At 57.2% G+C, this 18,481-nt stretch carries 19 protein-coding genes; 15 read left to right on the top strand and 4 right to left on the bottom strand.

The annotated features are described in order from the left end of the window. Nucleotides 1–13: 13 nt before the first annotated feature. Entirely contained in the window at nucleotides 14–640 is a 627-nt protein-coding gene (locus ACOTXC_RS14785; RefSeq protein WP_022649672.1) for a lysoplasmalogenase, read from the bottom strand. Nucleotides 641–769: 129 nt separating this feature from the next. Between ACOTXC_RS14785 and ACOTXC_RS14790 the strand changes: the two genes are divergently transcribed. After that, on the top strand, nucleotides 770–1,129 hold the full coding sequence (locus ACOTXC_RS14790) for a DUF2500 domain-containing protein (protein WP_022649671.1): 360 nt from the start codon (nucleotides 770–772) through the stop codon (nucleotides 1,127–1,129). A gap of 87 nt (nucleotides 1,130–1,216) precedes the next feature. Here ACOTXC_RS14790 and ACOTXC_RS14795 read toward each other — a convergent pair whose 3' ends face one another. Together ACOTXC_RS14795 and rsmD are read right to left on the bottom strand one after the other, a co-directional pair. Beyond that, nucleotides 1,217–1,498, bottom strand: a complete 282-nt coding sequence (locus tag ACOTXC_RS14795; protein WP_022649670.1) for a DUF1145 family protein — start codon at nucleotides 1,496–1,498, stop codon at nucleotides 1,217–1,219. Then, nucleotides 1,482–2,084, bottom strand: coding sequence for a 16S rRNA (guanine(966)-N(2))-methyltransferase (gene rsmD, locus ACOTXC_RS14800; RefSeq protein ID WP_063853835.1), 603 nt, complete (start codon nucleotides 2,082–2,084; stop codon nucleotides 1,482–1,484). The genes ACOTXC_RS14795 and rsmD overlap by 17 nt, the downstream gene beginning before the upstream one ends. 126 nt (nucleotides 2,085–2,210) lie before the next feature. Between rsmD and ftsY the strand changes: the two genes are divergently transcribed. The 6 genes from ftsY (at nucleotide 2,211) to livJ (ending at nucleotide 9,195) form a co-directional block, all read left to right on the top strand. Further along, the gene (gene ftsY, locus ACOTXC_RS14805; RefSeq protein WP_126490656.1) at nucleotides 2,211–3,671 is read left to right on the top strand and encodes a signal recognition particle-docking protein FtsY; all 1,461 of its coding nucleotides are present in this window, start codon (nucleotides 2,211–2,213) and stop codon (nucleotides 3,669–3,671) included. Nucleotides 3,672–3,673: 2 nt separating this feature from the next. Continuing rightward, entirely contained in the window at nucleotides 3,674–4,339 is a 666-nt protein-coding gene (ftsE, locus tag ACOTXC_RS14810; RefSeq protein WP_006812284.1) for a cell division ATP-binding protein FtsE, read from the top strand. Further along, nucleotides 4,332–5,387, top strand: a complete 1,056-nt coding sequence (ftsX, locus tag ACOTXC_RS14815) for a permease-like cell division protein FtsX (protein WP_022649667.1) — start codon at nucleotides 4,332–4,334, stop codon at nucleotides 5,385–5,387. The genes ftsE and ftsX overlap by 8 nt, the downstream gene beginning before the upstream one ends. 250 nt (nucleotides 5,388–5,637) lie before the next feature. Then, entirely contained in the window at nucleotides 5,638–6,495 is an 858-nt protein-coding gene (gene rpoH, locus ACOTXC_RS14820; RefSeq protein WP_421767801.1) for an RNA polymerase sigma factor RpoH, read from the top strand. 136 nt (nucleotides 6,496–6,631) lie between these two features. After that, nucleotides 6,632–7,897, top strand: coding sequence for a 4-aminobutyrate--2-oxoglutarate transaminase (locus ACOTXC_RS14825; protein WP_421767802.1), 1,266 nt, complete (start codon nucleotides 6,632–6,634; stop codon nucleotides 7,895–7,897). Between the two features lie 197 nt (nucleotides 7,898–8,094). After that, nucleotides 8,095–9,195, top strand: coding sequence for a branched chain amino acid ABC transporter substrate-binding protein LivJ (livJ, locus tag ACOTXC_RS14830; RefSeq protein WP_015571474.1), 1,101 nt, complete (start codon nucleotides 8,095–8,097; stop codon nucleotides 9,193–9,195). 220 nt (nucleotides 9,196–9,415) lie between these two features. On the opposite strand, the gene panM is transcribed toward livJ, so the two are convergent. Then, a complete protein-coding gene (panM, locus tag ACOTXC_RS14835) occupies nucleotides 9,416–9,799 on the bottom strand; it encodes an aspartate 1-decarboxylase autocleavage activator PanM (RefSeq protein ID WP_022649664.1) in 384 nt (127 codons plus the stop codon). A gap of 424 nt (nucleotides 9,800–10,223) precedes the next feature. On the opposite strand from panM, the gene livK reads away from it, so the two are divergent. From livK to ugpE, 8 genes are all read left to right on the top strand, one after another. Then, the gene (gene livK, locus ACOTXC_RS14840) at nucleotides 10,224–11,333 is read left to right on the top strand and encodes a high-affinity branched-chain amino acid ABC transporter substrate-binding protein LivK (RefSeq protein ID WP_022649663.1); all 1,110 of its coding nucleotides are present in this window, start codon (nucleotides 10,224–10,226) and stop codon (nucleotides 11,331–11,333) included. A gap of 46 nt (nucleotides 11,334–11,379) precedes the next feature. Next, on the top strand, nucleotides 11,380–12,306 hold the full coding sequence (gene livH / locus ACOTXC_RS14845; RefSeq protein WP_022649662.1) for a high-affinity branched-chain amino acid ABC transporter permease LivH: 927 nt from the start codon (nucleotides 11,380–11,382) through the stop codon (nucleotides 12,304–12,306). Next, nucleotides 12,303–13,580 (top strand): high-affinity branched-chain amino acid ABC transporter permease LivM, encoded by a 1,278-nt coding sequence (locus ACOTXC_RS14850; protein ID WP_006812275.1) that lies wholly within the window; start codon nucleotides 12,303–12,305, stop codon nucleotides 13,578–13,580. Before livH ends, ACOTXC_RS14850 begins: the two co-directional genes overlap by 4 nt. After that, nucleotides 13,577–14,344, top strand: a complete 768-nt coding sequence (gene livG / locus ACOTXC_RS14855; protein WP_022649661.1) for a high-affinity branched-chain amino acid ABC transporter ATP-binding protein LivG — start codon at nucleotides 13,577–13,579, stop codon at nucleotides 14,342–14,344. The genes ACOTXC_RS14850 and livG overlap by 4 nt, the downstream gene beginning before the upstream one ends. A gap of 1 nt (nucleotide 14,345) precedes the next feature. Further along, a complete protein-coding gene (livF, locus tag ACOTXC_RS14860) occupies nucleotides 14,346–15,059 on the top strand; it encodes a high-affinity branched-chain amino acid ABC transporter ATP-binding protein LivF (RefSeq protein WP_023298801.1) in 714 nt (237 codons plus the stop codon). Nucleotides 15,060–15,305: 246 nt separating this feature from the next. Then, nucleotides 15,306–16,622 carry a sn-glycerol-3-phosphate ABC transporter substrate-binding protein UgpB gene (ugpB, locus tag ACOTXC_RS14865; RefSeq protein WP_022649659.1) on the top strand — a complete coding sequence of 439 codons (1,317 nt, stop codon included), beginning with the start codon at nucleotides 15,306–15,308 and terminating at the stop codon, nucleotides 16,620–16,622. A gap of 129 nt (nucleotides 16,623–16,751) precedes the next feature. Beyond that, on the top strand, nucleotides 16,752–17,639 hold the full coding sequence (ugpA, locus tag ACOTXC_RS14870; RefSeq protein ID WP_003861551.1) for a sn-glycerol-3-phosphate ABC transporter permease UgpA: 888 nt from the start codon (nucleotides 16,752–16,754) through the stop codon (nucleotides 17,637–17,639). Beyond that, the gene (gene ugpE, locus ACOTXC_RS14875; protein ID WP_023298800.1) at nucleotides 17,636–18,481 is read left to right on the top strand and encodes a sn-glycerol-3-phosphate ABC transporter permease UgpE; all 846 of its coding nucleotides are present in this window, start codon (nucleotides 17,636–17,638) and stop codon (nucleotides 18,479–18,481) included. The genes ugpA and ugpE overlap by 4 nt, the downstream gene beginning before the upstream one ends.

Consider the following 18,481-nt stretch of genomic DNA (forward strand, 5'->3'; position numbering starts at 1 on the left):
AGTCAAGCGTTATTTAGATATACAGTGAACGCACAATCAGGAAGTGTCCGGCAAAGTAACAGGCGGCAGAAATCGCATTATCCGCACGGAAGCGGCGGCGATAGTGGCTGCCCAGCCAGACGATGTTACCCAACAGCAACAGTGCGGCACCGAAGAACGCGGACATCGCAGGCGCTGTCGGACGGAAGAACCACAGCTCGCCCGCCAGCCACACCATCACCAGCGTCATGGCGATAAACGTACACACCGGCAGACGCATCTCTTCCAGACGCGACCAGATCACCGCGATCAGCAGGGCGCCAATCACCAGCAGCACCAGCGGCAGCGGCCAGAAGATGGAGAGCGTCATCTGGCTGGCAAAGTAGATGGTATAGAGCAGATGCGACAGGAAGAATGCCCCCACGGCGTACAGCAGACGCTGGCGCGGCAGCAGGGTTAAGGCATCGCCAATCAGGGACGCACACAGCCCCGCGAGGACAAGATAGCTGATGGCGTTAAACATCGGTGCCTGCCAGGCAAGCAACAGCAGGAGCAATAGCGTGACGGGTTTAAACAACCAGCGCTGCCAGGCTGGGCCACGGTAAGACGCATCGACGTAAAGCCATGCGGAAAAACAGACAGCGATAAATGACCAAAGCATATTAACTCCCTGTAACTGTTGAGGCTGAATGATCAGTTTCTGATCCAGTGTAGTGACGCGAGCGGGCGTTTGGCAATGCCGGGGCAGGCGAGGTATCCTGAATTCCGCATAATCTGATGGGATTTTTCAATGAGCAAGATGCCGCTGTTTTTTATTGTCGTGCTGGCGATTATCGTCATTGCCGCCTCGTTTCGCTTCGTGCAGCAGCGCCGTGAGAAGGCCGACAACGATGCCGCACCGCTGATGCAAAAGCGCGTGGTGGTGACGAACAAGCGCGAGAAACCGCTTAATGACCGCCGATCCCGCCAGCAGCAGGTGACGCCTGCGGGCACAACGATGCGCTATGAAGCGAGCTTTAAGCCGGAAACCGGCGGGCTGGAGATGACCTTCAGACTGGAGGCGCAGCAGTACCACCAGTTGACGGTGGGGGAGAAAGGCACGCTGAGCTACAAAGGGTCGCGGTTTGAAGGGTTTGAACCGGAGCAGTAATTTTCCCCTCACCCTAACCCTCTCCCCGAAGGGGAGAGGGTGTAAGCGTCCCCTCTCCCCTTCGGGGAGAGGGTTAGGGTGAGGGGGTTACTTCTTCACCTGCGCCTTAAACTTCTTCATCCACACCAGCAGCTCAAATACGCCGAAAATAAACACCCGCAGCTGCTGCCAGCCGGTCATCGGTGGGCTATCTTTCGGCAGTCCGTTTTTCAGCATCACCATCTGCAAGGCATGCATAAACGCGGTAAAAATCAGCGCCACGTTAATGAAGATATTCAGCGGACGCGGGAACGGGTGCACCAGATTCAAAATCAAAAAAGCCCAGACGCCCAGCATCAGCAAGCGCCCTACGTTAATCAGTACTGGCATCGGATCCTCCTTGTGCCTGACGGTGATATAGACGATAAGCCACCTGGCCGGCGACCTTCTCGCGGTGCAGATCCCAGTGAACGGGAACGGGCGGCAGACCATTTTCCACTTCGCTTTCAACGTAAATCAGCGCGTCGTCCGCCAACCAGCCATTTTGCTCCAGCAGGGATAGTGTCTCTTCCAGCAGCCCTTTACGGAACGGCGGGTCAACAAACACCACGTTGAACGGCGTCCCCTGTTGCGCGAGGAAGCTCAGCGTGTTGGTATTCACCACTTTGGCGTTGGTTGCTTTCAGCGTAGCCAAATTTTGCTGCAACGTCTGCGCGACGCCGCGCTCCATCTCCAGCAGCGTGGCGCTCGCAGCATAGCGCGACAGCGCTTCCAGCCCTAATGCACCGCTTCCGGCGAAGCAGTCCAGGCAATGGGCGTCTACCATTGACGGGGCGAGCCAGTTAAACAGCGTCTCGCGAACGCGGTCCGTGGTAGGGCGTAAACCGGGGCTGTCCGGCACCGGTAATTTCCGGCCTCGCCACTGACCGCCGATAATGCGAATTTGACCGGCCGGGGCGCGGGTGGGTTTCTTCATCTCAGGAAAGCTCTGTTAACAATGCCCTGCGATTGCGGGCGGTGATGTCAATTAAGTAAAGTGTTAGACTATTTCATCATTTTTTTAGCTTCCCTGTATATAGCGCCGCGAGGAGTGTAGTCGCAGATGGCAAAACAAAAAAAACGTGGCTTCTTTTCCTGGTTGGGTTTCGGTGAAAAAGAGCAAGAAACAGAACAGAAAACCGAAGAACTGCAGGTTGTAGAAGAGCAGTCACAGCCTGAAACGCCTGTCGAAACCGCTGCGGTTGTCGAAGCGGAAGAGCCAGCCCACAGCAAAGAAGAGATTGAATCCTTTGCCGAAGAGGTGGTTGAGGTTACCGAACAGGTTCAGGAGAGCGAAAAACCAGAGCCGGTTATCGTTGAAACCCTTACCGAAGCGCCGCAGGCCGCTATCGAACACGAAGCGCTGCCGCTGCCGGAAGAGGTGAAAGCTGAAGAAGTTTCTGCCGAAGAGTGGCAGGCCGAAGCGGAAACCGTTGAAATTGTTGAGGCGGTGGAAGAAGAAGCGGCCCTTGAGCCAGAGCTGACCGACGAAGAGCTGGAGGCCCAGGCGCTGGCGGCGGAAGCGGCTGAAGAAGCGGTCATCGTCGTGCCGGTGGAAGAGCAGGCCGAAGAAGAGATCGTTCAGGAGCAGGAAAAACCGACCAAAGAAGGTTTCTTCGCGCGCCTGAAGCGCAGCCTGCTCAAAACCAAAGAAAACTTAGGTTCCGGATTTATCAGTCTGTTCCGCGGCAAGAAGATCGACGACGATCTGTTTGAGGAGCTGGAAGAGCAACTGCTGATTGCGGACGTGGGCGTGGAAACCACCCGGAAAATCATCGCCAACCTGACCGAAGGAGCGAACCGCAAACAGCTGCGTGACGCCGAGGCGCTGTACGGCCTGCTGAAAGACGAGATGGGTGAAATTCTCGCAAAAGTTGACGAACCGCTTAATATTGAAGGCAAAATGCCCTTTGTTATTCTGATGGTTGGCGTCAACGGCGTGGGTAAAACCACCACCATCGGCAAGCTGGCGCGCCAGTTTGAGCAGCAGGGCAAATCGGTGATGCTGGCGGCGGGCGATACCTTCCGTGCGGCAGCGGTGGAACAGCTCCAGGTGTGGGGCCAGCGCAACAATATTCCGGTCATTGCCCAGCACACCGGCGCGGATTCCGCGTCCGTGATTTTCGATGCCATCCAGGCGGCGAAGTCGCGTAACGTGGACGTGCTGATTGCAGATACCGCAGGGCGTTTGCAGAACAAATCGCACCTGATGGAAGAGCTGAAGAAAATCGTTCGCGTCATGAAGAAGCTGGACGAAGATGCACCGCATGAAATTATGCTGACTATCGACGCCAGCACCGGACAGAACGCCATCAGCCAGGCGAAGCTGTTCAATGAAGCGGTAGGACTGACCGGGATCACGCTGACCAAGCTGGACGGCACCGCGAAAGGCGGGGTGATCTTCTCCGTGGCCGACCAGTTCGGCATTCCTATCCGTTACATCGGTGTGGGCGAGCGTATTGAGGATTTACGTCCGTTTAAAGCGGACGACTTTATTGAGGCACTATTTGCCCGAGAGGACTAACAATGATTCGCTTTGAACACGTCAGCAAGGCCTATCTCGGCGGGAGACAAGCGCTGCAGGGGGTAACATTCCACCTCCAGCCAGGCGAGATGGCATTCCTGACCGGCCATTCCGGCGCGGGGAAAAGTACCCTGCTCAAGCTGATCTGTGGGATCGAGCGGCCAAGTGCCGGGAAAATCTGGTTCAGCGGCCATGAAATTAGCCGTCTTAAGAACCGTGAAGTGCCGTTCCTGCGTCGTCAGATTGGCATGATTTTCCAGGATCACCACCTGCTGATGGATCGCACGGTTTTCGATAACGTCGCGATCCCGCTGATTATTGCCGGCGCCAGTTACGATGATATCCGCCGTCGCGTTTCGGCGGCGCTGGATAAGGTCGGGCTGCTGGACAAAGCGAAGAACTTCCCGATCCAGCTCTCCGGCGGTGAGCAGCAGCGCGTGGGCATCGCCCGTGCGGTGGTGAACAAGCCTGCCGTCTTGCTGGCGGATGAACCGACCGGTAACCTGGACGATGCCCTCTCTGAAGGGATCCTGCGTCTGTTTGAGGAATTTAACCGCGTGGGGGTCACGGTACTGATGGCGACGCACGACATGGGGCTTATCTCACGCCGTTCGTACCGCATGCTGACCCTGAGCGACGGGCATTTGCACGGAGGCCACGGTGAATAAGCGTGATGCAATGAACCAGATACGGCAGTTCAGCAACCGGTTTGACCGTTTCCGCAAGCCTCAGGGCGGCGGGGACGGCAATCGCCATGCGCCTAAGCGTGCCAAAGCGACACCGAAACCGAACTCCCGTAAAACCAACGTCTTCAACGAACAGGTGCGCTACGCCTTCCAGGGCGCGTTGCAGGATCTAAAAAGCAAACCGCTGGCGACGTTCCTGACGGTGATGGTGATTGCCATCTCCCTGACGCTGCCCAGCGTCTGCTACATGGTTTACAAAAACGTGAACCAGGCGGCGTCCCAGTACTATCCGTCGCCGCAGATTACCGTTTATCTGGATAAAGCCCTCGACGATAACGCGGCGGCTCAGGTAGTGGGGCAGATTCAGGCCGAGCAGGGCGTGGAGAAAGTGAACTATCTTTCCCGCGATGAAGCGCTGGGCGAATTCCGCAACTGGTCCGGGTTCGGCGGCGCGCTGGATATGCTGGAAGAGAACCCGCTGCCCGCCGTGGCGGTGGTGATCCCGAAGCTCGATTTCCAGGGCACCGATTCGCTCAACACCCTGCGCGACCGCATTACCCGCATCAATGGGATTGATGAAGTGCGCATGGACGACAGCTGGTTTGCCCGCCTTGCCGCCCTGACCGGGCTGGTGGGGCGCGTATCGGCGATGATCGGCGTGCTGATGGTGGCGGCGGTGTTCCTCGTCATCGGTAACAGCGTGCGCCTGAGCATCTTCGCCCGTCGCGATACCATCAACGTGCAGAAACTGATTGGCGCAACGGATGGTTTCATCCTCCGCCCGTTCCTCTATGGCGGCGCGTTATTAGGTTTTTCTGGTGCATTTCTTTCATTGATTTTGTCAGAAATTTTGGTGATGCGGCTGTCGTCTGCCGTCACCGAGGTGGCGCAGGTTTTCGGAACGAAGTTTGATATCAGTGGCTTAGGGTTCGATGAGTGCCTTCTGTTGCTGCTAGTCTGCTCCATGATCGGCTGGGTGGCGGCATGGCTGGCAACGGTTCAACATTTACGCCACTTTACTCCCGACTAATAAAAGCGTGATATAATCTTTCCCTGCACCGAGATGTTCGCTTGCAGGGAAAGCGTCCCTGTTGTCTCTTCCCCTGTAATCATCTTCATGTCACATTTTGTGCGTAATTTATTCACTGTTGCTCCTGGAACTTGTGGATAAAATCACTGTCTGATAAAAGAGTGAATGCTAATCTCGTTGCTCAAACGCTTTGGCATGGTTGTTGCCTGACGGGGACAACCTGGACCAGAAGAAACATTGAGAGGAATGAATGACCAAAGAAATGCAAACTTTAGCTTTAGCCCCTGTTGGTAACCTGGAATCTTACATCCGGGCTGCGAACACCTGGCCGATGTTAACGGCTGAGGAAGAAAAGGAGCTTGCTGAAAAGCTGCATTACCAGGGCGATCTGGAAGCAGCTAAAACGCTGATCCTGTCTCACCTGCGCTTTGTTGTTCACGTTGCTCGTAATTATGCGGGCTACGGCCTGCCGCAGGCGGACCTGATTCAGGAAGGTAACATTGGCCTGATGAAGGCGGTACGTCGCTTCAACCCGGAAGTGGGTGTGCGACTCGTCTCCTTCGCCGTGCACTGGATCAAAGCGGAAATTCACGAATACGTCCTGCGTAACTGGCGTATTGTGAAAGTCGCTACGACGAAAGCGCAGCGCAAACTGTTCTTCAACCTGCGTAAAACCAAGCAGCGTCTGGGCTGGTTCAATCAGGATGAAGTGGAAATGGTGGCGCGCGAGCTGGGCGTTTCCAGCAAAGACGTCCGCGAGATGGAATCCCGTATGGCCGCGCAGGACATGACGTTTGATATGTCTGCCGACGACGATACCTCCGACAGCCAGCCGATGGCCCCGGTCCTGTATCTGCAGGATAAAACCTCTAACTTTGCTGACGGCATTGAAGAGGATAACTGGGAAGACCAGGCGGCAAACAAGCTGACCTTCGCGATGGAAGGCCTCGACGAGCGTAGCCAGGATATCATCCGTGCCCGCTGGCTGGACGAAGATAACAAGTCCACGTTGCAGGAACTGGCCGACCGCTACGGCGTCTCCGCTGAACGTGTGCGTCAGCTTGAGAAGAACGCCATGAAAAAACTTCGCGCCGCTATCGAAGCGTAAATTCCTCGAAGTACACCGAGAACCCCTGGATGAGAGTCTGGGGGTTTTGTTTTTTTAGCGCCCGCTCTGGCGAATTTCTTCCCCCTGGCAAACACTTACTGATGCGCTAAGCAGGCGACTTTCAGAGGGTGACAGGGTGAAAAATAACGAACTGAACGACCGGCGTTTACAGGCGACGCCGCGCGGTATCGGCGTCATGTGTAACTTCTATGCCGATAAAGCCGAAAACGCCACGGTGTGGGATGTAGAAGGTAACGAGTATATTGATTTTGCCGCCGGGATCGCCGTGCTGAATACCGGGCATCGCCATCCTAAAGTTATCGCCGCCATCGAAAAACAGCTTCATGCCTTTACCCATACCGCTTACCAGATCGTCCCCTATGAAGGTTATGTGGCGCTTGCCGAGCGCATCAACCAGCGCGTACCCATAGAGGGGCCAGCCAAAACCGCCTTTTTCTCAACCGGTGCAGAAGCGGTCGAAAACGCGGTGAAAATTGCCCGCGCGTACACCAGACGTCCCGGCCTTATCACCTTCGGCGGCGCGTTCCACGGCCGTACCTTTATGACCATGGCGCTGACCGGCAAAGTGGCGCCCTATAAGCTCGGCTTCGGCCCGTTCCCCGGCTCGGTGTACCACGCGCAATTCCCCAACAACCTGCACGGCGTCAGTACCGCCGAAGCGTTAAAAAGCCTGGAGCGCATCTTCAAAGCCGATATCGCGCCCGATCAGGTGGCGGCAGTCATTATTGAACCGGTCCAGGGCGAGGGCGGGTTCAACGTCGCGCCCGCTGATTTTATGCAGGCGCTGCGTGCCCTGTGCGATACCCACGGGATTTTACTGATTGCCGACGAAGTGCAAACCGGCTTCGCCCGTACCGGCAAGCTATTCTCCATGGAAAACCACTGCGTGAAGCCCGATCTGATCACCATGGCGAAAAGCCTGGCGGGCGGAATGCCGCTCTCTGCCGTCTCTGGCCGGGCAGAGGTGATGGACGCGCCCGCTCCGGGCGGACTGGGCGGCACCTACGCGGGTAACCCGGTGGCGATTGCGGCGGCCCATGCGGTGCTGGACGTGATTGACGAGGAAGATCTCTGCACGCGCGCGTCTCATCTCGGCCATCATCTTGTCGAGGTGCTGAATAAAGCGAAGGATGGCTGTCCCTGGATCGCCGATATCCGTGGACAGGGCTCGATGGTGGCGGTGGAATTTACCGATCCGCAAACCGGACAGCCGTCGCCGGAATTTACCCGTCAGGTTCAGGAGCGCGCGTTGAACGAAGGGCTGCTGCTTTTGAGTTGCGGCGTCTACGGCAACGTTATCCGCTTCCTCTACCCGCTCACCATCCCCGAAGCGCAGTTCCGTAAAGCGCTGGATATTATTTCCGCCTCGCTGACACGATAAAGCCAAAAGCCCGGCTCAAATGACAGTCGGGCTTATCATATTTTCATTTCAAATTAGCTATTCCAAAATCATAAAAATGGGGTATGTTTTAGCAGAGTATGCTGAAAAAGCGCGAACAGCACGCCTATAATTGAAATAAAGCGCTACACAACAACATCACAACAATCGTTATAACCATAATAATGGGGAATCTCAGGATGAACATGAAGGGTAAAGCGTTACTGGCAGGATGTATCGCGTTGGCATTCAGCACTATGGCGCAGGCCGATATTAAAGTGGCCGTGGTGGGCGCGATGTCCGGTCCGGTAGCACAGTACGGCGACCAGGAATTTACGGGCGCGGAACAGGCGGTTGCAGACATTAATGCTAAGGGCGGCATCAAGGGCGAAAAGCTGCAAATCGTAAAATATGACGATGCCTGTGACCCGAAACAGGCGGTCGCGGTGGCGAACAAAGTGGTAAATGACGGGATCAAATACGTTATCGGTCACCTGTGCTCCTCTTCCACCCAGCCCGCGTCTGACATCTACGAAGACGAAGGCATTCTGATGATCACTCCAGCTGCGACGGCACCAGAGCTGACCGCGCGCGGCTATAAGCTGATCCTGCGTACCACCGGTCTGGACTCGGATCAGGGGCCAACCGCCGCGAAATACATTGTTGAAAAAGTGAAGCCGCAGCGCATCGCGATTGTTCATGACAAACAGCAGTACGGCGAAGGCCTGGCCCGTGCGGTGCAGGATAACCTGAAAAAAGCGAATGCCAACGTGGTGTTCTTTGACGGTATCACCGCCGGTGAGAAAGACTTCTCGACTCTGGTAGCGCGTCTGAAGAAAGAGAATATCGACTTCGTTTATTACGGCGGCTACCACCCGGAAATGGGGCAGATCCTGCGTCAGGCGCGTGCGGCGGGTCTGAAGACACAGTTCATGGGGCCAGAAGGCGTGGCGAACGTTTCCCTGTCTAACATCGCGGGTGAGTCTGCTGAAGGGCTGCTGGTGACCAAACCGAAAAACTACGACCAGGTGCCTGCGAACAAACCTGTTGTAGATGCCATCAAGGCGAAGAAACAGGATCCAAGCGGTGCGTTCGTCTGGACCACTTACGCAGCGTTGCAGTCTCTGCAAGCGGGCCTGAACCAGTCAGCCGATCCGGCGGAGATTGCCACCTGGCTGAAAGCGAACTCGGTGGAAACCGTGATGGGGCCGCTGTCCTGGGATGAGAAGGGCGACCTGAAGGGCTTCGAGTTCGGCGTGTTTGACTGGCATGCCAACGGCACGGCGACAGACGCCAAATAAAAGCAAAAAGGCAACGTAAGTTGCCTTTTTTAATGTTTTCTCCCTCTCCCCGTGGGAGAGGGCCGGGGTGAGGGCATCAGGCCGCACAGCCCCGCTTTTGCCCGGTGGCGCTTCGCTTACCGGGCCTACAATCAGCCTGGGAAAATGCGGCAGATAATGCGGCACACAATGTGGCAGACAATGTAGGCCGGGTAAGGCGCAGCCGCCACCCGGCTTTCTTTTAGCGCTTCTCCCACCCGTTCGCCTGCGCCGTAAACCCTAACGCCTGCATAAACGCCGCCATTACGCCGCGATCCTCCACGCCCACGTCGGCCATCCACCAGGAGGTCACGCTCGGGTTTTCGCGGATCACCTCTTCAATCAAATACTGCCCGACCCCGCGACGACGGGTCACGTCGCGCACGCGCAGGGAGTCCAGCGCCCCTTCCGTGCCGCTCAGCGTTACGCGGACGGCGGCCAGCAGGCGCTCGTTAAAGCGCGCGGCATAGATGCGGTGGTTCTCATCGACGGCCAGCGATGAAGAAGAATATTCCGGCCAGATCTTGCCCAGGTCGATATGATCCTGGTCGCTAAAGGTCACCAGACGCACGATAGTCAGTTTCATTAGCTGCTTGTCCAAATCAAAAAGAGTACGGCCAGTGTACTCAATTTAATTGCTCAGGCACTTTCTCTTTTTCTTCCTATTTACCAGGTGATTAGTTTTTTGGCAACGCGATGGGCAGTTTGAAAACACATGGATCGAAAAATAAGCAGAATTTTAACCTGAATGGTAGTGATTTATTCGGCGCTTTGTACCGTTATTTTATGCTGCAAACTGCGCTTTTATTTGTTTATCTCCGTCTGATTTCAGAATATTATCTTTGCTTAATCGCCTGAAAAATAGAGATATTAGTCTGGTTTTTGTTAAAAACCTGCGCTAAACCATTAAAGGCACTGGTAAAAATAGCGTTGTTCATTAAAAGTACAGAATGCTTTTTAACCATAATAAAACAAAATATAAACATCACTTCACGAATGGGGATTCTGAGATGAAAAGGAACGCGAAGACGTTAATCGCGGGGATGGTCGCACTGTCGATCTCGCATGCCGCTATGGCAGACGACATTAAAGTTGCGGTAGTGGGTGCGATGTCCGGCCCCGTTGCCCAGTGGGGCGATATGGAGTTCAACGGCGCGCGTCAGGCCATCAAAGATATCAATGCTAAAGGCGGCATCAAAGGCGACAAGCTGGTGGGCGTGGAGTATGACGACGCCTGCGATCCAAAACAGGCCGTCGCGGTCGCCAACAAAATCGTTAACGACGGTATCCAGTACGTCATCGGGCACCTGTGTTCCTCCTCCACGCAGCCTGCGTCTGATATCTACGAAGACGAAGGCATCCTGATGATCACCCCGGGCGCCACCAACCCGGAACTGACCCAGCGCGGTTACCAGCACATTATGCGTACCGCCGGTCTGGACTCCTCGCAGGGGCCAACCGCCGCCAAATACATCCTCGAAACCGTTAAGCCACAGCGCATTGCCATCATTCATGACAAACAGCAGTACGGTGAAGGCCTGGCGCGCTCCGTACAGGACGGCCTGAAAAAAGGCGGGGCGAATATCGTCTTCTTCGACGGCATTACCGCCGGTGAGAAAGACTTCTCCGCGCTGATCGCCCGCCTGCAAAAAGAGAATATCGACTTCGTTTACTACGGCGGCTACTACCCGGAAATGGGGCAGATGTTGCGCCAGGCGCGCGCCACCGGTCTGAAAACCCAGTTTATGGGGCCTGAGGGCGTCGGTAATGCCTCCCTGTCGAACATCGCGGGCGATTCTGCCGAAGGCATGCTGGTGACGATGCCAAAACGCTATGACCAGGATCCGGCGAATAAAGCTATCGTGGATGCGCTCAAGGCACAGAAGAAAGATCCGAGTGGCCCATACGTCTGGATCACCTACGCGGCCGTGCAGTCGCTGGCCACGGCCATGGATCGCACCGGCAGCAAAGAGCCGCTGGATCTGGTGAAAGATTTAAAAGCACACGGGGCGAACACCGTGATTGGGCCGCTGAACTGGGATGAGAAAGGCGATCTGAAGGGATTTGAATTTGGTGTCTTTAAGTGGCACGCCGACGGTTCGTCCTCGGTCGCCAAATAATAATCCCACCGCCCGGTTTACCGGGCGGATATAAAAAGGTTTGCATATGTCCGAGCAGTTTCTCTACTTTTTGCAGCAGATGTTTAACGGCGTCACGCTGGGAAGCACCTACGCGCTGATCGCCATCGGCTACACGATGGTTTACGGCATTATCGGCATGATCAACTTCGCCCACGGCGAGGTGTACATGATCGGTAGCTACGTCTCCTTTATGATCATCGCCGCGTTGATGATGATGGGCATCGACAGCAGCTGGTTGCTGGTGGCCGCCGGGTTTGTCGGCGCGATTGTGATTGCCAGCGCCTACGGCTGGAGCATCGAACGGGTGGCCTACCGGCCGGTGCGCAGCTCCAAGCGCCTTATTGCGCTGATCTCCGCCATCGGTATGTCCATCTTCCTGCAAAACTACGTCAGCCTGACAGAAGGTTCGCGTGACGTGGCGCTTCCAAGCCTGTTTAACGGCCAGTGGATTGTGGGGGCCAGCGAAAACTTCTCTGCCTCTGTCACCACCATGCAGCTGGTTATCTGGATTGTGACCTTCCTGGCGATGCTGGCCCTGACCGTTTTCATCCGCTACTCCCGCATGGGACGCGCCTGCCGCGCCTGCGCGGAAGACCTGAAGATGGCGAGCTTGCTCGGGATCAACACCGACCGCGTGATTGCCCTGACCTTCGTGATCGGTGCAGCGATGGCGGCGGTGGCGGGCGTGTTGCTCGGCCAGTTCTACGGCGTAATCAACCCGTACATCGGCTTTATGGCCGGGATGAAAGCCTTCACCGCCGCGGTACTGGGCGGTATCGGCAGCATTCCGGGCGCGATGATTGGCGGCCTGATTTTGGGCGTGGCCGAAGCGCTCTCCTCGGCGTACCTGAGCACCGAATATAAAGATGTGGTGTCGTTTGCCCTGCTGATTCTGGTTCTGCTGGTGATGCCTACCGGTATTCTGGGCCGTCCGGAGGTAGAGAAAGTATGAAACCGATGCATTTTGCGATGGCGCTGCTTTCTGCCGCCATGTTCTTCGTCCTGGCGGGCGTCTTTATGGGCGTTCAGTTAGGGCTGGACGGCACGAAGCTGGTGGTGGATACCGCCCCCGATATCCGCTGGCAGTGGGTGTTTATCGGTACTGGCGTGGTGTTCCTGTTCCAGCTGCTGCGTCCGCTGTTCCAGAAGACGCTGAAGAACGTCTCCGGGCCGAAATTCGTCCTTCCGGCGATCGACGGTACAACCGTAAAGCAGAAGCTGTTCCTTGTGGCGCTGCTGGTGGCTGCCGTGGCGTGGCCGTTTATGGTATCGCGCGGGACGGTGGATATTGCCACCCTGACCATGATCTACGTGATTCTGGGGCTAGGTCTGAACGTGGTGGTGGGGCTGTCTGGCCTGCTGGTGCTGGGCTACGGCGGGTTCTACGCCATCGGCGCGTACACCTTCGCGCTGCTGAACCATTATTACGGCCTCGGCTTCTGGACCTGTTTGCCGCTGGCGGGGCTGGTCTCTGCCGCCGCGGGCTTCCTGCTCGGCTTCCCGGTGCTGCGCCTGCGCGGTGACTACCTGGCGATTGTGACCTTAGGCTTCGGCGAAATCGTCCGTATCCTGCTGCTCAACAATACCGAAGTGACCGGCGGTCCGAACGGCATCAGCCAGATCCCGAAACCGACCTTCTTCGGCCTGGAGTTCAGCCGTACCGCCCGCGAAGGCGGCTGGGATACCTTCAGCAACTTCTTTGGCATCAAATACGACCCGTCCGACCGCGTGATCTGGCTCTACCTGGTGGCGCTGCTGCTGGTGGTGATTACCCTGTTTGTGATCAACCGTCTGCTGCGCATGCCGCTGGGCCGCGCATGGGAAGCGCTGCGTGAGGATGAGATCGCCTGCCGTTCCCTGGGCCTGAATCCGACCCGTATCAAGCTGACCGCGTTTACCATCAGCGCCGCGTTTGCCGGTTTCGCCGGAACGCTGTTTGCCGCGCGTCAGGGCTTCGTCAGCCCGGAATCGTTCACCTTTGCCGAATCGGCCTTCGTGCTGGCGATTGTGGTGCTCGGCGGGATGGGTTCCCAGTTCGCCGTGATCCTCGCGGCCATCCTGCTGGTGGTCTCGCGCGAGCTGATGCGCGACTTTAACGAATACAGCATGCTGATGCTGGGTGGCTTGATGGTGCTGATGATGATCTGGCGTCCGCAGGGCTTGCTGCCGATGACGCGTCCACAGCTGAAGCTTAAGAGCGCGGAAGCGAAAGGAGAGCAGGCATGAGTCAGCCATTATTATCCGTTAACGGTCTGATGATGCGTTTTGGTGGCCTGCTGGCGGTCAACAACGTGAATCTGGATCTGCATAAGAAAGAGATTGTCTCCCTGATTGGCCCGAACGGCGCAGGGAAAACCACAGTATTCAACTGCCTGACCGGTTTTTACAAGCCGACAGGTGGCACCATCATGCTGCGCGACCAGCACCTCGAAGGGCTACCGGGCCAGCAGATTGCCCGCATGGGCGTGGTGCGTACCTTCCAGCACGTGCGTCTGTTCCGGGAGATGACGGTGATTGAGAACCTGCTGGTGGCGCAACATCAGCAACTCAAAACCGGCCTCTTTTCCGGCCTGCTGAAAACCCCGGCCTTCCGCCGCGCGCAGGAGGAGGCGCTCGATCGCGCCGCCACCTGGCTCGACCGTATCGGCCTGCTCCAGCACGCCAACCGTCAGGCGAGCAACCTCGCCTACGGTGACCAGCGTCGCCTTGAGATCGTGCGCTGCATGGTGACCCAGCCGGAGATCCTGATGCTCGACGAACCGGCGGCGGGCCTTAACCCGAAAGAGACCAAAGAGCTGGACGAGCTGATTGCCGAGCTTCGCGATCATCACGACACCACCATCCTGCTGATTGAGCACGACATGAAGCTGGTGATGGGCATTTCGGACCGTATCTACGTGGTAAACCAGGGCACGCCGCTGGCAAACGGCACGCCGGAAGAGATCCGCAGCAACCCGGACGTGATCCGCGCATACCTTGGTGAGGCATAAGATGGAAAAAGCGATGTTAACGTTCGACAAGGTCAATGCGCACTACGGTAAGATCCAGGCGCTGCACGACGTCAGCCTGCACATCAATCAGGGCGAGATCGTCACCCTGATTGGTGCCAACGGCGCGGGGAAAACCACGCTGCTCGGCACCCTGTGCGGAGATCCGCGCGCCACCAGCGGGCGGATTGTGTTTGACGGCAAAGATATTACCGACTGGCAGACGGCTAAAATTATGCGTGAAGCGGTAGCGATCGTCCCGGAAGGGCGTCGCGTGTTCTCGCGCATGACGGTCGAAGAGAACCTGGCGATGGGCGGTTTCTTCGCCCACCGGGATGAATACCAGACCCGCATCAAATGGGTATACGAACTCTTCCCGCGCCTGTGGGAGCGGCGAATTCAGCGCGCGGGCACCATGTCCGGCGGGGAGCAACAGATGCTGGCGATTGGCCGCGCGCTGATGAGCCAGCCGCGTCTGCTGCTGCTGGATGAACCGTCGCTCGGGCTGGCGCCTATCATCATTCAGCAGATTTTCGACACCATCGAGCAGCTGCGCAAAGAGGGGATGACCATCTTCCTCGTCGAGCAGAACGCCAACCAGGCGCTGAAGCTCGCTGACCGTGGCTACGTGCTGGAGAACGGCCGCGTGGTGCTCTCCGATACCGGCGATGCGCTACTGGCGAACGAAGCGGTGCGGAGCGCGTATTTGGGCGGCTAAGCCGTCTGTATCGCCCGGTGGCGCTGCGCTTACCGGGCCTACGGATACCATGTAGGCCGGGTAAGGCGAAGCCGCCACCCGGCTTTTTTTCATATTAACCCCTTCACACAACCATCATCCCTCTGACGCCTGGCTGTCACCTATCTGTAAACAAACAGTTATTTTTCTGTCATTCGAGCATGTCATGTTACCTCGCGAGCACAAAACGCGTGATATCGCGCATCCGGCATAATAAGAGAGATGACAATGACATCGTTACGACACACAGCTTTGGGTCTGGCAATCGGTCTGGCTTTTGCGACGAACGCAATGGCTGTGACCACCATTCCGTTCTGGCATTCTATGGAAGGGGAGTTGGGTAAAGAGGTTGACTCCCTGGCGCAACGTTTCAACGACACCCACCCGGATTACAAAATTGTGCCGGTGTACAAAGGCAACTACGAGCAGAGCCTGAGCGCGGGCATCGCCGCCTTCCGTACCGGGAATGCGCCAGCCCTGTTACAGGTTTATGAAGTCGGCACCGCGACCATGATGGCCTCCAAAGCCATCAAGCCGGTCTATGAAGTGTTCAAAGACGCGGGCATCAACTTTGACGAATCCCAGTTTGTGCCGACCGTCTCCGGTTACTACACCGATTCCAAAACCGGCCACCTGCTGTCTCAGCCGTTTAACAGCTCCACGCCGGTGCTGTACTACAACAAAGATGCCTTCAAAAAAGCCGGTTTAGATCCGGAACAGCCGCCAAAAACCTGGCAGGATCTGGCGGAGTACACCGCGAAGCTGAAAGCGGCGGGGATGAAGTGCGGCTACGCCAGCGGCTGGCAGGGCTGGATCCAGATTGAAAACTTCAGCGCCTGGCACGGCCTGCCGGTTGCCACCAAAAACAACGGCTTCGATGGCACCGACGCGGTTCTGGAATTTAACAAGCCGGAGCAGGTGAAGCACATCGCGCTGCTGGCCGATCTGAACAAGAAGGGCGACTTCAGCTATTTCGGGCGCAAAGACGAATCCACCGAGAAGTTCTACAACGGTGACTGCGCCATTACTACCGCGTCTTCCGGTTCGCTGGCGGACATCCGTCACTACGCCAAATTCAACTACGGCGTGGGCATGATGCCGTACGACGCTGATGTAAAAGGCGCGCCGCAGAACGCCATCATCGGCGGGGCGAGCCTGTGGGTGATGCAGGGTAAAGACAACGGCACCTACAAAGGCGTGGCCGAGTTCCTCGACTTCCTGGCGAAGCCGGAAAACGCCGCCGAGTGGCACCAGAAGACCGGCTACCTGCCGATCACCAAAGCCGCGTACGACCTGACCCGGGAGCAGGGCTTCTACAGCAAGAACCCGGGCGCGGACATCGCGACGCGTCAGATGCTGAACAAGCCGCCGTTGCCGTTCACCAAAGGCCTGCGTCTGGGCAACATGCCGCAGATCCGCACCATCGTTGATGAAGAGCTGGAAAGCGTCTGGACCGGGAAGAAAACGCCTCAGCAGGCGCTGGATTCAGCGGTAGAGCGCGGCAACCAACTGTTACGCCGCTTTGAGCAGTCGACGAAGTCTTAATTAAAATCTTACTCCTCACCCTAACCCTCTCCCCATAGGGGAGAGGGGACTGCACGGAGCCGTCTTTTCTCCCTCGCCCCTATGGGGAGAGGGCCGGGGTGAGGGGCGAAAACCTACTTGAGCTAACCTATGTCATCATCCCGTCCGGTGTTCCGTTCCCGCTGGCTGCCGTACCTGCTGGTCGCGCCGCAGCTGGTCATCACCGTTATCTTCTTTATCTGGCCTGCGGGCGAAGCGCTGTGGTACTCGGTACAAAGCGTCGATCCGTTCGGGCTTTCCAGCCAGTTTGTCGGGCTGGACAACTTTACCGCGCTGTTCCATGACAGCTACTACCTGGACTCCTTCTGGACGACGATCAAATTCAGCGCGCTGGTCACCGTCAGCGGTCTTGTCGCGTCGCTGTTCTTCGCCGCGCTGGTGGATTACGTAGTGCGCGGCAGCCGTCTGTATCAGACCCTGATGCTGCTGCCTTACGCTGTGGCTCCCGCCGTGGCCGCCGTGCTGTGGATCTTCCTGTTTAACCCGGGGCGCGGGCTGATTACCCACTTCCTGGGCGAGTTTGGCTATGACTGGAACCACGCCCAGAACAGCGGTCAGGCCATGTTCCTGGTGGTGTTCGCCTCGGTGTGGAAGCAGATCAGCTATAACTTCCTGTTTTTCTTCGCCGCGCTACAGTCTATCCCGCGTTCGCTGGTGGAGGCCGCCGCGATTGACGGCGCAGGGCCAGTGCGCCGCTTCTTCCGGCTGTCGCTGCCGCTGATCGCCCCGGTGAGTTTCTTCCTGCTGGTGGTAAACCTGGTGTACGCCTTCTTCGACACCTTCCCGGTGATCGACGCCGCCACTGCGGGCGGTCCGGTACAGGCGACGACCACGCTGATTTATAAAATTTACCGCGAAGGCTTTGCCGGGCTTGATCTCTCTGCCTCTGCCGCCCAGTCCGTGGTGCTGATGTTCCTCGTCATCATCCTCACGGTGGTGCAGTTCCGCTATGTCGAAAGTAAGGTGCGCTACCAATGATTGAGAACCGTCGCGGGCTGACGATTTTCAGCCATACCCTGCTGATCCTGGGCATCCTCGTCATCCTGTTTCCACTGTACGTGGCCTTCGTCGCCGCCACGCTGGACACCAAAGCGGTGTTCGACACGCCGATGACGCTCGTCCCCGGCGGGCATCTTTTCGAGAACATGAAAACTATCTGGACCCAGGGCGTGGGGGCCAACAGCGCGCCGTTCTGGCTGATGATGCTCAACAGTTTCATCATGGCGTTCGGCATCACCGTCGGCAAAATCACGGTGTCGATGCTCTCGGCGTTTGCCATCGTCTGGTTCCGCTTTCCGCTGCGTAACCTGTTTTTCTGGATGATTTTCATCACCCTGATGCTGCCTGTGGAGGTGCGTATCTTCCCGACGGTGGAGGTGATCGCCAACCTGAAGATGCTCGACAGCTACGCGGGCTTAACCCTGCCGCTGATGGCCTCGGCGACCGCCACCTTCCTGTTCCGCCAGTTCTTTATGACCCTGCCGGATGAGCTGATTGAAGCCGCGCGTATTGACGGCGCCTCGCCGATGCGCTTCTTCCGCGACATCGTGCTGCCGCTGTCGAAAACCAACCTTGCGGCGCTGTTTGTGATCACCTTTATCTACGGCTGGAACCAGTACCTGTGGCCGCTGCTGATCGTTCAGGACGTCAACCTCGGCACCGCCGTGGCGGGCATCAAAGGCATGATCGCCACCGGCGAAGGCACCACCCTCTGGAACCAGGTAATGGCGGCGATGCTGCTCACCCTTATCCCCCCGGTCGTTATCGTTTTAGCCATGCAGCGTGCGTTTGTGCGTGGTTTAGTGGACAGTGAGAAATAA

This window comes from Enterobacter cloacae complex sp. IR5428 (assembly GCF_049238585.1).
Taxonomy (GTDB): domain Bacteria; phylum Pseudomonadota; class Gammaproteobacteria; order Enterobacterales; family Enterobacteriaceae; genus Enterobacter; species Enterobacter intestinihominis.

Coding starts and splice junctions, on each gene's coding strand:
- ACOTXC_RS14785 (WP_022649672.1), bottom strand. CDS start 640: ATGCTTTGGTCATTTATCGCTGTCTGTTTTTCCGCATGGCTTTACGTC.
- ACOTXC_RS14790 (WP_022649671.1), top strand. CDS start 770: ATGAGCAAGATGCCGCTGTTTTTTATTGTCGTGCTGGCGATTATCGTC.
- ACOTXC_RS14795 (WP_022649670.1), bottom strand. CDS start 1,498: ATGCCAGTACTGATTAACGTAGGGCGCTTGCTGATGCTGGGCGTCTGG.
- rsmD (WP_063853835.1), bottom strand. CDS start 2,084: ATGAAGAAACCCACCCGCGCCCCGGCCGGTCAAATTCGCATTATCGGC.
- ftsY (WP_126490656.1), top strand. CDS start 2,211: ATGGCAAAACAAAAAAAACGTGGCTTCTTTTCCTGGTTGGGTTTCGGT.
- ftsE (WP_006812284.1), top strand. CDS start 3,674: ATGATTCGCTTTGAACACGTCAGCAAGGCCTATCTCGGCGGGAGACAA.
- rpoH (WP_421767801.1), top strand. CDS start 5,638: ATGACCAAAGAAATGCAAACTTTAGCTTTAGCCCCTGTTGGTAACCTG.
- livJ (WP_015571474.1), top strand. CDS start 8,095: ATGAACATGAAGGGTAAAGCGTTACTGGCAGGATGTATCGCGTTGGCA.
- panM (WP_022649664.1), bottom strand. CDS start 9,799: ATGAAACTGACTATCGTGCGTCTGGTGACCTTTAGCGACCAGGATCAT.
- livK (WP_022649663.1), top strand. CDS start 10,224: ATGAAAAGGAACGCGAAGACGTTAATCGCGGGGATGGTCGCACTGTCG.
- livH (WP_022649662.1), top strand. CDS start 11,380: ATGTCCGAGCAGTTTCTCTACTTTTTGCAGCAGATGTTTAACGGCGTC.
- ACOTXC_RS14850 (WP_006812275.1), top strand. CDS start 12,303: ATGAAACCGATGCATTTTGCGATGGCGCTGCTTTCTGCCGCCATGTTC.
- livG (WP_022649661.1), top strand. CDS start 13,577: ATGAGTCAGCCATTATTATCCGTTAACGGTCTGATGATGCGTTTTGGT.
- livF (WP_023298801.1), top strand. CDS start 14,346: ATGGAAAAAGCGATGTTAACGTTCGACAAGGTCAATGCGCACTACGGT.
- ugpB (WP_022649659.1), top strand. CDS start 15,306: ATGACATCGTTACGACACACAGCTTTGGGTCTGGCAATCGGTCTGGCT.
- ugpA (WP_003861551.1), top strand. CDS start 16,752: ATGTCATCATCCCGTCCGGTGTTCCGTTCCCGCTGGCTGCCGTACCTG.
- ugpE (WP_023298800.1), top strand. CDS start 17,636: ATGATTGAGAACCGTCGCGGGCTGACGATTTTCAGCCATACCCTGCTG.